This is a genomic window from Flavobacterium ginsenosidimutans (assembly GCF_037478105.1).
In the GTDB taxonomy this organism is placed as follows: domain Bacteria; phylum Bacteroidota; class Bacteroidia; order Flavobacteriales; family Flavobacteriaceae; genus Flavobacterium; species Flavobacterium ginsenosidimutans.
Map to the genome: position 1 here is coordinate 3422220 of NZ_CP147988.1, position 13959 is coordinate 3436178.

General features: G+C 31.5%; 12 protein-coding genes. 4 read left to right on the forward strand and 8 right to left on the reverse strand.

The window, feature by feature from the left end; genetic code table 11:
- Window positions 1-43 precede the first annotated feature (43 nt).
- The 5 genes from V6624_RS14980 to V6624_RS15000 form a co-directional block, all read right to left on the reverse strand.
- The gene (locus V6624_RS14980) at window positions 44-835 is read right to left on the reverse strand and encodes an SDR family oxidoreductase (protein ID WP_338839134.1); all 792 of its coding nucleotides are present in this window, start codon (window positions 833-835) and stop codon (window positions 44-46) included.
- Window positions 836-886: 51 nt separating this feature from the next.
- Complete coding sequence (locus V6624_RS14985) at window positions 887-1468, reverse strand: TetR/AcrR family transcriptional regulator (protein ID WP_338839135.1); 582 nt, start codon at window positions 1466-1468, stop codon at window positions 887-889.
- A gap of 128 nt (window positions 1469-1596) precedes the next feature.
- Complete coding sequence (locus V6624_RS14990; protein ID WP_111290739.1) at window positions 1597-2496, reverse strand: helix-turn-helix domain-containing protein; 900 nt, start codon at window positions 2494-2496, stop codon at window positions 1597-1599.
- 18 nt (window positions 2497-2514) lie between these two features.
- Entirely contained in the window at window positions 2515-3513 is a 999-nt protein-coding gene (locus V6624_RS14995; protein WP_338839136.1) for an aldo/keto reductase, read from the reverse strand.
- A gap of 198 nt (window positions 3514-3711) precedes the next feature.
- Window positions 3712-5001, reverse strand: a complete 1290-nt coding sequence (locus V6624_RS15000; protein WP_338839137.1) for a hypothetical protein — start codon at window positions 4999-5001, stop codon at window positions 3712-3714.
- Between the two features lie 537 nt (window positions 5002-5538).
- Between V6624_RS15000 and V6624_RS15005 the strand changes: the two genes are divergently transcribed.
- On the forward strand, window positions 5539-6531 hold the full coding sequence (locus V6624_RS15005; protein WP_338839138.1) for a GNAT family N-acetyltransferase: 993 nt from the start codon (window positions 5539-5541) through the stop codon (window positions 6529-6531).
- A gap of 108 nt (window positions 6532-6639) precedes the next feature.
- On the opposite strand, the gene V6624_RS15010 is transcribed toward V6624_RS15005, so the two are convergent.
- The 3 genes from V6624_RS15010 to V6624_RS15020 form a co-directional block, all read right to left on the reverse strand.
- A complete protein-coding gene (locus V6624_RS15010; RefSeq protein WP_338839139.1) occupies window positions 6640-7434 on the reverse strand; it encodes a polysaccharide lyase in 795 nt (264 codons plus the stop codon).
- A 352-nt stretch (window positions 7435-7786) separates the two neighbouring features.
- Window positions 7787-9307 carry a phosphoethanolamine--lipid A transferase EptA gene (gene eptA / locus V6624_RS15015; protein WP_338841914.1) on the reverse strand — a complete coding sequence of 507 codons (1521 nt, stop codon included), beginning with the start codon at window positions 9305-9307 and terminating at the stop codon, window positions 7787-7789.
- A gap of 242 nt (window positions 9308-9549) precedes the next feature.
- Window positions 9550-11088 (reverse strand): serine hydrolase domain-containing protein, encoded by a 1539-nt coding sequence (locus tag V6624_RS15020; protein WP_338839140.1) that lies wholly within the window; start codon window positions 11086-11088, stop codon window positions 9550-9552.
- Window positions 11089-11228: 140 nt separating this feature from the next.
- On the opposite strand from V6624_RS15020, the gene V6624_RS15025 reads away from it, so the two are divergent.
- The 3 genes from V6624_RS15025 to V6624_RS15035 all read left to right on the forward strand — a co-directional run bounded on the left by V6624_RS15025 (window position 11229) and on the right by V6624_RS15035 (window position 13799).
- Window positions 11229-12242, forward strand: a complete 1014-nt coding sequence (locus V6624_RS15025) for a sensor histidine kinase (protein WP_111290751.1) — start codon at window positions 11229-11231, stop codon at window positions 12240-12242.
- On the forward strand, window positions 12232-12939 hold the full coding sequence (locus tag V6624_RS15030) for a LytR/AlgR family response regulator transcription factor (protein ID WP_111290753.1): 708 nt from the start codon (window positions 12232-12234) through the stop codon (window positions 12937-12939). The genes V6624_RS15025 and V6624_RS15030 overlap by 11 nt, the downstream gene beginning before the upstream one ends.
- 161 nt (window positions 12940-13100) lie before the next feature.
- A complete protein-coding gene (locus V6624_RS15035; RefSeq protein ID WP_111290754.1) occupies window positions 13101-13799 on the forward strand; it encodes a DUF1826 domain-containing protein in 699 nt (232 codons plus the stop codon).
- The last annotated feature ends 160 nt before the right edge of the window (window positions 13800-13959 follow it).

Below are 13959 nucleotides of genomic sequence, written 5' to 3' on the forward strand. Positions count from 1 at the left end.
AGTTTTAAAAAGCCAGAAATTATTTCTGGCTTTTTAAATTGTATTAAATAGTTTTTAAAACACCTCCGTCTGCTCTTAATGAAGCTCCATTTGTAGCTAAAGAAAGAGGACTTGAAAGATAAGCTACCAATGAAGCAATCTCAGATGGTTCGATAAAACGCTGTAACAAAGAATGCGGATTTGTTTGTTGTACAATTATGCTTTTCATTTGTTCAACTTCTAAATTTTGCATTGCAGCAATCTGTTCGATTGCAGATGCGACACCATCAGAATACGTTGGCCCGCCTAAGATTGTATTTACAGTAACTTCAGTTCCAATTGTTAGTTTAGATAAGCCATTGCTTACAGCTGTCATCGCGGCTTTAGTCATTCCGTAATGAATCATATTTCCTGGAATGTTTACTCCTGATTCACTGCTTATAAAAATGATTCGTCCTGTTTTTTTCTCTAGCATTTTTGGCAAAAGTTTCTTCGAAAGTCGGATCGAACTCATGACATTGATTTCAAAAATTTTGTACCAATCTTCATCTGTTAAATCTTCAAAGTTTTTCAAATCAAAAACTCCAACATTATTAATCAAAATATCAATGTTAGTTAATTTATTTAGCAACGCATCTATTTCATCTTTCTTTCCAAAATCAGCATTAATTCCGGAAACTTTGGCGTTTGGGAATTCAGCTTGTAATTTTTGAACTGCCGTTTTTGTTTTTTCTTCATTTCTTCCATTAATAACAACTTCTGCTTTTTCAGCCAATAATTGTTGTGCAATAGCAAAACCAATTCCCTGTGTTGAACCGCTTATAAAAGCTTTTTTTCCTTCTAATTTTAAATCCATTTTTTATTATATTTATTTTTGTAATGATCGATACATAAATAATCAAAAAAATTAGCTGATAACAGCTAATTGCATTTCGATTTGATCTTTTAAGACATTTTTATCAGGATACATTCTTCGTAATGTATTGAGTCCGCACCAAAATGTGATGAGGTATTTCCCTAAAATTTCGGGAGAAGTCTGTGTTTTTATATTTCCTTTTAGCTGTTCCTCTTTTATAACTTCAGTGAACATTTGCTCCACTTCCTTCAAAATTTGTACAGCACTATTTTCAAGATCTTCATCAATAAAAGTCATTTCAACGACAGTATTGGCAATGATGCAACCTTTTAAATGCTCGTTTGCATCTGCCTGCGCAATACTTCTAAAAAAATCTTTAATTAATTCTAATGGCGAATCACTTTTAGTAAGTTCATTTTTAAAATTATCAAATGCCAGTCTGCGTTCTTGAACCGCTTTCTGGAAAACTTCTTTTTTGCCACCTTTAAAAGTGTTGTAAAAACTTCCAGCGCCTGCGCCAGTAGCTTTTTGTAAATCGCTTAATGAGGTTGCGCTGTAACCTTTCTGCCAAAAAACTTCCTGAGCTTTTTTTATAATATTTGAATCTTCGTAGATGGTTGGTCTTCCTCGCATTTTTAATTTTGTAATGATTGGTACAAAAATAAATAAAAAATAAGTTTTAGACCAAATTTTAACTGAAATTTATAAAATGAAGTATTAAGCTGTTGATTTAAAGAATGATATATTTATCAGTTACAATATCAATTATTCCTGATTTTTTCACGAAATTCTAAAGGAGCCATTTGCGTTCTTTTTTTAAACAATGTACTAAATGATTGAGGATGTTCAAAACCAAGATCATAAGCAATTTCGCTTACAGAAAGTTCAGTTGCTGATAGTTTTTCTTTGGCTTTATTGATTAGTTTTTCATAGATATGCTGTTTGGTATTTCTGCCCGTATGTATTTTCAGAAAATCACTGAGGTAATTTGGTGAAAGATTCATAGCTTCTGCAATTAGTCCAACAGTTAAAAGGCCTTTTTCTGCAGCGCTATCAGCATAATAATCATTGATAAACTTTTCGAATTTTGCAAGTAGTGTGTGGCTATTGTTTTTACGTGTTATGAACTGTCTTTCATAGAAACGGCTTGAATAGTTTAATAACAAATCAATCTGTGATAATATGATTTCCTGCGTATGACGATCAATATGCTGGCATTCTTTGTCAATTCGCTCCATAATCTCAATTAGATATTTTTCTTCCTGTGATGATAAATGGAGTGCTTCATTTGCAGCGTACGAGAAAAAACCAAAATCAAATATTCTTTGCGCTAGTGGGTGTTTTAAAATAAAATCTTCATGAAATATTAGCAAGTAACCTGCTCCGCATTCCATTTGATGAAAATCCAAATACTGCACCTGATTAGGTGCAGTAAAACTTAAAACGCCTTTGTCATAATCATAATGCCCTTGGCCGTATCTAATTTTTCCTTTAACATCTCTTTTTAAAGCAACGCAGTAAAATTTATTGACGAATCCTTTCCAGATTTCATCTTCCAAAAAAATACTTTCGGATAAATTTATAACGCTTACCATCGGATGTTTAGGTTCTGGAAGAGAAAGCAAACGATGAAAAGCTGATACAGATGCAATAGTGTTCATAACAGTGTTTTTTAAAGTTTAGTCCAGAAGTCCCATGCTAAATTCATCATACGGAGCGCCAGTATCTGTTCCCAAAGGTACAATACTTTCTAGTTTTAGAATATCATTCGAACTCAATTCGATATTCGCAGAAGCTATATTTTGTTCAAGATATTTTCTGCGTTTAGTTCCTGGAATAGGAATAATTCCTTTACTCATAATCCACGCGAGAGCCAGCTGAGATGAGGTTGCGTTTTTCTCTTCAGCCATTTTTTCAACCGCTTTTACAAGCTCAATATTTTTATGGAAATAATTTTCTTGAAAGCGTGGAATACCTCTGCGGAAATCATTTTCGGGAAGATCATCAATTGAACGGATTTGACCTGATAAAAAACCGCGCCCTAAAGGAGAATAAGCAACAAAACCGATTTCAAGTTCTTTCAGCGTTTTTAATATGCCTCTTTCTTCTACAGTTCTTTCAAACAAAGAATACTCACTTTGAATAGCTGTTATAGGATGAATATTATGGGCTTTTTTTATCGTTTCAGAAGATACTTCAGATAATCCAATATATTTCACTTTTCCTTCCTTAACAAGATCGCTCATAGTATCAACTGTTTCTTCTATCGGAGTATTTTTATCCAGACGATGCATATAATAAAGATCAATATAATCCGTATTCAAATTTTTAAGAGAACGTTCAACAGCTTTTTTAATATACTTTTTGCTTCCATTGATAGCCCAAGTTACTTTTCCGCTGTCGTCGATTTCCCAGCCAAATTTTGTAGCTAAAATATATTTGTCGCGTTCATTTCCAATAGCTTTAGCTATTAGCTGTTCGTTTTTTAAAGGACCATATAAATCTGCTGTGTCCAGAAAATTGCCTCCCATTTCAAGCGAGCGATGAATTGTATAGATTGCTTCCTTTTCATCTGCTTCTCCATACATATTTGCTTCTTCAAAACCTGTCATTCCCATACATCCCAAGCCAATTGGAGGAATGATTAATCCTTGATTTCCTAATTTAATTTGTTTCATTTTTAATAGTTTTATTTGAAATACAAATTTCGAAAGAAAGGGGATGGTTGTAAGTTTGTAGATTACGGAAGGTTGTATTTAAATTACAGAAGTTTAAACTTTATAGTTTTTTATCTTTTTAAATCTGAAATTTGGAAATAAAAAAAGGAAACAGTTAGTATCTGTTTCCTTTTTATTGTCTCTATAAAAAGACTTTTATTATTTACCGCTAGAAGCAGTGATTTTTCCTAATTGAAGTCTGAAGTCAGGTCTTCTTTGATTGTAAACGTCAACAAAAGTTTCTTTGTTATCAGTATTTGAATAAACATTGAAGAAAACACTGTTTCCATACCAGTTTTCTAAATCTGAATTGTCGGTTTTATTTTCTGTAAAAATGTTACCGCTGCATTGGTTGAAAAACATTTCTTCAAATTTAATTTTCTTTAAATTTTCTGAATTGATTTCAGTTTGACTGTCTATTAATACAGCAGGATTAAAACCTGAAACTACACTTCTTTTTAATTCTAAAGAAGCGCTTTCTGCAACATAAATAGCTTCTTTTACTAAACCAGCTTGCATGTCAGCTTTAATGTTTTCACTATCATTTAGCATAGTAATATTTGTAGCTGCAACTAAAGTAGATTTTTTAGTAAAGTCAGTATCACTTTTCTTTTCGAATGATTTAACCTCTAAACATCTAGAACCATCTTTATTACTTGATAAGTAAGAAGATCTAACAGCTAAAGAGTTATATAAACGACATTGTACGCCTTGAGTGAATTTAAAGTCATCGTTAATTGATTTGTATGAAACCAATTGAGAAGCATTAACATCTCCACCGTAGAAAGCAAATGAATCACCACCAGAGTAGCTTACCATTACATTCTCTAAAATTGTTTTGTTTCCAACTCCTGCAATAGTTAATCCGTTAAAAGTGTCTGCACCTTTTACTTTTTTACCAGCAAATTCAATTCTAACAAATTTTAAAATTCCTGAATTTCCTGCCGCATTATTTCCTCCGTATACAGTAAGAGCAGGATCAAGATCCATGTTGTAAGAACCAACGCTTCCAAATTTATTGATAGGAGCATCTCCAAGAACTACTACACCTCCCCAGTCGCCAGCTTTTTTCATGCTGCGATTTGAAGTAAATACAATAGGATCTGTTTCTAGACCTTGTGCTATAATCTGAGCTCCTTTTGTAATAACTAGTGTCCCTTTTGATTCAGCATCTCCAATAATTACTGTACCAGGTTCAATAGTTAGAACAGCATTATTAGTTACATATACATTTCCTTGAAGAACGTATACATTTCTTTTCAAAAGTTTTGTGTTTTCCTTGATGTTTCCAGCTAAAATTTGATTCGGTTCTTTCGAATCAGCTTTTTGAGGTTTGAATTCTGTCCAGTTGTCTAACCAGTTAGTGTATCCAATAATTCCTTTTTCTTGTTGCGCGTTTACGCCGGCAGCTGTCAGCAGTAAACAAATTAGTAGAGTAATTTTTTTCATAGTCTTGGGGGCTATTAAATTATTATACATTTTTTGACACCTTTGGAACGAAGAATTATTCAAAACAGCTGATTTTGATCTTCGAGAATCGACTTGGATAATTTTAACAATTAAAAATATTCAGAAGTCTATTTCCTGTAGTGTCTTAACAAATTTAACAAAATTAATTCAAGTAAACACTGAATTTCCTGATATTTAACATTTGTTGAGGAATATTTAATGTTGCATATTTTGATTAAAATATGTAAAGGCTTGTTTATTAGTAGTTATAACTACTTTTTAGCATTATTATTTTTTATGAAAAAAAATAGTTTTCTTAACACACAGTTCAAGAATTGTGGGATAAAAGACGGTGGATGCTAAATAATAAAAACATGAAAATTCAACTTTCTATAAATCATGCATAAATTCATTTTCTAATTAAACAAACAATTGTAATGCAGAAAACGCATTAACTAATAAAAAAATAGCATTTTTACGCATAAGTTTTTTATCTAGTTTTATTCCTCGAAAAATACAACTACAAACTACTGCAAAATGATAACGACCAAGAACCTTGTAATAAGACCTTATAAACTCGAAGACTCAGAATGCTTTTTTAAGGGTATAACTGATAATCGTGAATATTTGTATGATTACTTTGCTAACATGATAAAAATCAATGATAGCGTGGAGTCAACAAAAAAATATCTGGAGCAGAAAGATCTAGAATGGCAGGAAAATAAAAGCTATGCTTGCGGTATATTTTCAAAAGAAAATCATGAGTTTATTGGTCATATATCTATTAGAGAAATTGATTGGAGAATTCCTAAAGGCGAACTTGCCTATTTTATTTTCAAGAAACATAACGGTAATAATTACGCCTCTGAAGCATTAACGGCATTCAAAAATTGGTGTTTTGCAAATAAGAAGTTTAATAGACTTTTTATGAAAATCGCTGAAGAAAACACAGCCAGTATTAAAGTCGCCGAAAGTTCTGGATTTGTATATGAAGGACTTTTGAAGAAAGATTATAGAAAGAGAGAACAAGACTTAATTGATATGAAAATATACGGATATACAGAAAATCTTGAACTCGTAAGAACAACTTCTCAAAATGCAGATTTTTCAAATTTAATTGTAAAACTAGACGAGAACTTAGCAAGCCGAAATGGTGACATGCAAGAATACTTCAATCAATTTAATAAGGTCGATGCGATTAAGCATGTTGTTATTGCTTATATTAATGGTACAGCAGTGGGTTGTGGTGCGATAAAACAATTTGATAGCGAATCTGCAGAAGTAAAACGCATGTTTGTATTGGAAGAGTATAGAGGAAGAGGAATCGCACATAAAATTTTAAAGGAGCTTGAAAAATGGGCTTCGGAATTAAATTATGTATCGACTGTTTTAGAAACCAGTAATGTGCAGGTAGAAGCAGTAGCATTGTATGCTAAAAGTGATTACATCATTATTGAAAACTATGGACAATATGCAGGAATAGAAAGTAGCATTTGTTTTAAAAAGGAGTTGGAAAAACATGAAAATTAATATCCGCGAAACTTTAATTCACTATTAACTTCAATGCTGTTCTTTTAATAAACAGCATCGAAGTTTTGGTTTTTATTTTTTTGATCAATTTTATTTAAAGTTTATAAATTACAAAGCATCCCAAGATGCACTTGGATAATAAATAGAACTTGTTACAGGAGCCGTCCAATAATCTTGACTACCGCCACGGAAAGTGTGAAGACTTACTGCATTTACATTTCGCTTAGAATCGTTTGTTACCCAACGTATTTTTTGATTCAATATCTCTGTGCCATTTACATAATATTTTACGTATCCGTCGGTATTTGATCCGGTATTGAGCTTAACAGATATTTGACAGTTGTATGTAACTCCTTCTTGAATATAATATTTTTTTCCAAAGTCATTACCATATTGTCCAGGCTGATCTTTATAATAAACATAAGGCTGAAGATAAGCTCCGCTTCCTTTAGCAGTATTTGACCCATTTGGGCAATACCACATAAATCTGGCGCTACCGCCATTTCCGTCCCAACCTGGATCGCCACCCGTATTCTGGTCGCCAATTAGGATACCATATCCGCATTTGCCACCTCGACTCCAATAAAACCCTGAATTAAATTTCATTGTAAACCAAACAGTGTAAAGTCCTGTTGACCAAACTCCATACGATGTGCACAGACCTCCAGGACACGATAATGTATTGGTTTGTAATGTGATAGTTCTTGCGCCAGCACTACCAGCAGCTAATGCGGCAATTCCTTCCGTAGCTAAGGTTTTAGCCGAGATGTCGTTATCAACGATTTTCAGCTCATCTTTTGTTGTAGATTCCTGCTGCGTATTTAAGTCTTGCTCTTTTTCACAGGAATTAAATACTAATACTGTAATAAACAGTAAACTAGTTAATTTTAAGATTTTCTTCATTTTTTAAAGTGTTAAGGTTAGTGAATAAATAGTTAGTAAATAATTGATAGTGGTTATATCATTTGATATTGAAACTGAGAATTTTTCTCTCAATCAAAATCAATTGATCGGAAAATAAAAACTATGTAAAATTGATTAATATTCAGATGTATGAGGGGTAATTAAGTGCGTTTTTACGTACACAAAAATCCAGCTTACGTTAAATTTTCTGTTTTTAGCTGAAAATTTTAGCAAAACGTAAAAGTAGTATGAGGAATAAATTATAAGTAGTTGATTTCTAGTTTTAAAGAAAACTAAAACTAGATTGTAAATCAATTAGATAAAAAACTTTTCAAAAGGAAAAGACATATATCTATTTAAAAATATTCAGATCTTCATTATAAATCGGACTTTCAATATTTAAAAATTTTAAAACACTATGAAATACATAATTCTGAGATACTACTTTATTCGGTTTAATTTGTTTTTTTGGGTCAGATACCCAGACAATAAAAGGAATTTCATACTGCTCTTTGGGAGCAATACTTAATGGTAAACCATGCATATAGAGGTTTTTCTCACCTAAGGATTCTCCGTGATCTGAGACAAAAATCATTGCACTGTTGTAGTTTTTTAATTGCTTTAAGTCTTCAATAATGTTGTGTAAAATGTAATCTGTATATACGATTGTATTGTCATAGGCATTTATTAATTCAGTTTGAGAACAATTTCCTAATTCTACACTATTGCAAACCGGTTTGAACACTTCAAATTTTGGAAGATATTTTTTGCTATATGTCGGTCCGTGACTGGTGCTCGTGTGCAAGATTATCAATATTTTATTTTTCTTGCTAGACAATATCTGTTCTTTTAATCTGGTCAAAAGAATTTCGTCATAATTGCATTGTTCACCTTTGCAATATGGCAGCAAAGCATCTTTTTTTTGATAATTTTTGATATGAACAGGAGGCTCTCCCCAGTTGGACGTTCTCCAGATAACTTCTACATGATTTCGATACAAATAATTGGGCAGAATTTCATACAAAGCATCTGTTTTTTTATAATCTAAAATCGATTTTACTCCTCCTGTAGTATAAGTTGCGGAGGCTATAGCGTTGAAATGGTAAAGGTTGTCTGTTTTTGAAAGATAGGGATTTGTATTTTTTTTGTAGCCATACAAAGAGAAATTTTGGCTTCTTGCTGATTCGCCAATTACCAAAACAACAACAGACTTTTTGTTGTCTTTAATGACAGCTTTGGGAAGCAGAATTTCTTTCTCGTTTTTTTTGTATTTGTGAATATAAAAAAGCGAAGTATTTACGGAATAGGACCAAGGCATTGCAAGTCCTCCTAAAGTTTTTGAATTTTTATCAATCCACAGCCAGTTTCCAGCATTTACAAATATTAAAACAATAAGAAACAAAAGCGTAAGCGAAAAAGTCGTTAAAAACTTCTTTAGCGATACACTTATAATTTTAGTTTTGATAATATAAATACTAGGCAAAATGCCTAGAAAAATGATATAAACGATTAATCTAAAAGAGAAAAAACTGCTGGACTCACCATAATTAGTATTGAGAATATTACCCACCATACTTTCGTCAATTATAATGCTGTACGTATTAATAAAGTAAATAGCCAATGCATTAATATTGAAAAAGAGTACTAGCAGAAATTTTCCAAAATAGCGTGATAAAAACAAGATCAAGTAAAAAGCAAAAAAGTTTGCTACAAGCATAGCAATAACTAAACTGATGATAATGATTATTCCGTTAAAGCTACTATAATCAAGGTTATTAACTACAAATTTGAAGAAAGGATAATGAAAGAATACAAAATTGATAAAACTCATTAAAAGTGCAAAATGAGTTATTTTTAAACTACTTTTTAAAATACACTGTATTAATTTCATGTACCGAAATAATTAAAGTGATTAAATATAACAATTTATTGTTAGACTTTTGCCAATGATTTTGCGCTCTATTGAAACTTGATTTGTTCGAATGCTATTGATAGGATTGTTTAATGCAATAGGACCTAAAAAGGAAAACCTTTTTCGCCTGATTAAAGAATGAAAAAAAACTCTAAATCAATGATTTAGAGTTTTTAATTTTATGATTCAACGAAATGTATAATTTATTTTTCATTAAGCAATTGTGCAAGTTTTTGTTTTCCTTGCTCATTGTCTGGATTCATAATAATCGATTTTGAGTACATCATGACAGCTTCTTCATTTTTACCTGACTCCATAAGCAATTGTGCATAACTGTCGTACGTATTAAAACTGTCTTGAAATAATAAAGTTGCAAGCTTAAAAGTTTCAAGTGCTAGTTCTTCATGACCTTTAAATTTTGACATATAATAAAGGTTATATCCCAATTCATTCATTTCCCATTCACTTAAATAGTATGTTTCTTTGCTCTTATTTGAATTTAAAACTGAAGCAGCATAATCGATTCCCCTATTAACTAAAGCAGTTCCATATAATGTGACAAGTGATTTTGAGGTGCGTATGGCTAATGGTGATTTATCGTTTAGAATTGCTATAGAAGATGTTAGAAACCGACCAAATTCACTGCTAGCAGTATTATCAAAACCAATGAGAACCTGATCTTTAGCAATATTGTGCCAATAAAATGTAGCGAGACCAATTTTATAGCCTCCATGTCCTACTGATTTTCCATAATCGGGTTGTTCAAAAATTTCCCAACCCAATCCGTATGTCATTTTTCCTTCACCGTCAAGAGTGTCCATTCTATCTTGATAATAAGTGCTTCCGTTGTTGAGTGTTAACGGCGTCAATGCTTCTTGTAAAGAGGTCATTTTTAATAATTTGCCATTAAAAAATGCACGATCGAATAGTAAAAGATCTGTAGTTGTTGACATTACACCGCCTTGTCCAACAGTACCTTTGTTATTGTAATTTAGATATTTATATCTTGGTATAGAATCTGCTGCAGTATAAGTGCTATCATAACCTGGATGCTCCTTGCCATGCGGTATTACTGCTAGTTTGTCTTTTGAATCAAAATCAGGATAAATACTTAAATAAGTATGATGCATTCCAGCTTTACGGAATATATTTTTCTCTAGATAAGTATTGAATTTGAGACCACTAGTTTTTTCAATAAGAAGCGCCAATAAGTTGTATTCTGTATTACAATACCTGAATTCATCACCAGGCTTGAAGTATAGTCCATGTTTCCATTTTTGAAGTTCAGGGATTATATTCCGATTAGTTATAATTGTGTCTGGAAAATGTTTAACCAATTCTTCAAACAACTCTAAGTCAGGTAAACCAGATGTATGGGTTAAGAGATGTCTGATTGTAACATCTTTAAAAGGAAATTCTTTAAGATAGTTCGTTAAAGGATCATCGAGCTTGAATTTTCCTTTGTCTCTAAGTTGTAAAACTGCGGTTGATGTAATTACTTTTGAAATTGATGCTAAATTAAAACTAGAATTTATATTGCAGGTTTGCTTTTTGGGAATATTGGAATATCCAGAAGAAAGTTGCGCAATAGTTTTTCCGTTTTGCGAAACAAGAATGTTTCCGTTGTGCTGACTTGATATTAAATCAAAATAGTTTTTGAAATTATCAGTTTTACTTTGCCCATAACAATTCATAATAAGAGAAGCTAAGGCAACCATGAAATAAATAATAATAGTTTTCATATTTTTGTTTAATTGATTAAGTATCAAAGAAACATTTTAAAGCAGCATTGTTTTTTATTTTTCGTTGAACACGGAAAAAACATCGATAGACAGGTTTATAAAATCAAAAAATGGAGCTCATAATAGTATAAATTTGTGTTATGAAAATAAGATTTTTTTTATTTATCCTTGCATTTTTTGCTTTTTATATGCTGTCGTTTGGAATGCGTCAGTTACCAGATCTTGTTCATGGTCATTTTAGCTTTCCAGTTGGAAGCCAATCTTTAAAAACCTGGATTCGTTTTTTGGTTGATATGCTGCTGTATTATGCTTTATCGTATGGTTCATACTTAATTTTGTACCAATTCTATCCTCTAAAGAAAATATGGGCTATTTTTTTCTTCTTACTATTACTTTCTGTTTCTTTTTTTTTCCTTAGCTTCTTTTGGACATCGTTTGCAGAAAATTCAGTTTTAAGAATTCGCAACCATTTTCACCTTATTTCGTTTACTGCAGTTATTAATATTGCATTCGGGGCCGTATTTTATTTCATACAATATTCACAGTTTCGCGATATACAGAACATGAGATTACAGTTACAGAGCAGACAAACGGAATTATCATTCTTACGTTCGCAGATCAATCCTCATTTTTTGTTTAATAACCTGAACAATATCTATTCACTTGTTCATGAAAACAATAGCCATGCGCTTCCTGCAATTGCAAATCTTGCAGACTTGTTGCGATATATGTTGTATAGTGCAGAAGAAGAAATTGCATTGGAGAAAGAAGTTGAATATTTAAACAAGTTTATTTACTTACAGCAGCTGCGATTTGAAGACCCTTTTGCTGTTGATTTTAAAATAGACATGAAGAATGAACAATTTTTACTGCCTCCTTTAATATTGGTCCCTTTTATTGAAAATGCATTTAAACATGGAATGGTGAAATCAACAGAGGTATGGTTAAAAATAATGTTGCAAAGCGATAGTAAACAATTGTCTTTTGAATGTTCAAACCTGATAGCAATAAAAAATAAAGATGAAACAGGAGGAATTGGAATAGAAAATGTAAAAAAAAGGCTTGATTTGATTTATCCAAATAAGCATACATTAATAACTGAAAGAAAAGATGAATGGTTTGTTGTAAAAATGATGATTAAAAATGATAAATAGTAGACTTATAAAATGCATTGTTCTTGATGATGAACACCCTGCAATACGTTTGCTAGCATCTTATATAGCTGGTAATTCAAATCTTATACTTGTTTTAAAGACCACAACACCAGCTGAAGTAATAAAAATTATTTCGGATGGAAATGCTTATCTTCTTTTTCTTGATATTCAAATGCCGGAAATTAAAGGAATAGAAATAATGGAATTCATAAAAGAAAAGCAGTTGCCAACAAAGATAATTATAACTTCTGCTTATTCAGAGTATGCTTTAGACGGTTTTAATCATGATGTAATTGATTATTTGCTTAAACCAATTACTTTTGACCGTTTTCTTATAGCGGTAGACAAGGCTAAAGAAAGAATTCGTACTGATTCAAATATTTGTTCAGGTCATCTAATGTTAAAAACAGAACACAGACTTCATAAAATGGATCTTTCTTCTATACTGTATATTGAAGCTTTAGGTGATTATTTAATCTTTTTTTCTACATCTGGAAAAGTTATAACGCTTGAGAGAATGAAAAATATGGAAATATTATTACCTGAAGAGCATTTTTTACGTATTCATAGGTCGTTTATTGTAAACTTTAATTGTATTGATTATCTTGAAAAAGGTAAAATTGTTATTGGCAAGCAAAGACTGCCAATTGGTGAAACTTACAAGAAAAAAGTAAAAGACTTATTAGGAATTATATAAAAATTTTTACTTAGTTAATTATTTTTTTAATAAGATAGAAGTAGATATTTGTAATTATTTACAGTTGGTAGCTCCAAAAGTTTATAGTAATAAATTTATTCCAACTGGCTACTATTATATAATTTTGTAAAGCAAGAAGTAACTAGCTTCTAAAATATTATATGAATAATACATTTTCTGCCAACAACCAAATTGGTGTAGTATCTACTTTCTTCGAGCTTGTTAATACCAATTTCCAAGGAGAAACAAATGCGCTATGCTGGCACAGAAGTTTGGATGGAGATTTTAAGGAAATCGTAGAAAAGCTATCTCTAAAAGAAAATATAACAGAAGTCTCTTCTAAAGATTTAATCGCACTCCAACTCTCAGAAAAAGGAAATATAGCAAGAGAAATAATCTTAAATGATTTACAATTATTAACCGATTTTGGAGCTTCGCCATCTCTAAATTTATTGAAGTGTTACGAACGTGATGACGAATTTGATTTCATATCGACTGATGTGTATTCGTTTCATGTTGATCGTTCGCCCATTGCAACCGATACATTTTTATGTACCTATCACGGAGCGGCAAGTGATATTGTTTCTAATTCGCAAGCAGAGCAAAAAATTCTAATTCCAGAAATCCGAGCAAAACTAAACGAGCTTCACGATGGAGCAGAAGAGGAGTTTGAAAACTTTTTAAAGGAAAATTATTTTGATTTGCACTATCAGCTACATGCAGATGCAGAACCTGTTAATTTAGGTTTAGGACATCTTTGGCGATTGGCTGTAGATCATCCAAAACAAGAAGTATTGCCTTGTATTCATAGAGCACCTGTAGAAAATGAAGGAGAATATCGGTTATTGCTAATTTGTTAGGGTAATGAAGTAGATATTCTAAAAAACGAGAAGAAAATATTTCACGTGAATTTATATTGACGATTTTTCAATTAAACAGTTATAGATTTTACTAAAAGTTTGTTGCAAATTATAATCTGCAACATCATTAAAAGATTTTGTAAAACCCATGTTTGTAAAT

Excerpts from the sequence above, each read along its gene's own strand:
- V6624_RS14980 (WP_338839134.1), bottom strand. The coding sequence starts at position 835 with ATGGATTTAAAATTAGAAGGAAAAAAAGCTTTTATAAGCGGTTCAACA.
- V6624_RS14985 (WP_338839135.1), bottom strand. The coding sequence starts at position 1,468 with ATGCGAGGAAGACCAACCATCTACGAAGATTCAAATATTATAAAAAAA.
- V6624_RS14990 (WP_111290739.1), bottom strand. The coding sequence starts at position 2,496 with ATGAACACTATTGCATCTGTATCAGCTTTTCATCGTTTGCTTTCTCTT.
- V6624_RS14995 (WP_338839136.1), bottom strand. The coding sequence starts at position 3,513 with ATGAAACAAATTAAATTAGGAAATCAAGGATTAATCATTCCTCCAATT.
- V6624_RS15000 (WP_338839137.1), bottom strand. The coding sequence starts at position 5,001 with ATGAAAAAAATTACTCTACTAATTTGTTTACTGCTGACAGCTGCCGGC.
- V6624_RS15005 (WP_338839138.1), top strand. The coding sequence starts at position 5,539 with ATGATAACGACCAAGAACCTTGTAATAAGACCTTATAAACTCGAAGAC.
- V6624_RS15010 (WP_338839139.1), bottom strand. The coding sequence starts at position 7,434 with ATGAAGAAAATCTTAAAATTAACTAGTTTACTGTTTATTACAGTATTA.
- V6624_RS15020 (WP_338839140.1), bottom strand. The coding sequence starts at position 11,088 with ATGAAAACTATTATTATTTATTTCATGGTTGCCTTAGCTTCTCTTATT.
- V6624_RS15025 (WP_111290751.1), top strand. The coding sequence starts at position 11,229 with ATGAAAATAAGATTTTTTTTATTTATCCTTGCATTTTTTGCTTTTTAT.
- V6624_RS15030 (WP_111290753.1), top strand. The coding sequence starts at position 12,232 with ATGATAAATAGTAGACTTATAAAATGCATTGTTCTTGATGATGAACAC.
- V6624_RS15035 (WP_111290754.1), top strand. The coding sequence starts at position 13,101 with ATGAATAATACATTTTCTGCCAACAACCAAATTGGTGTAGTATCTACT.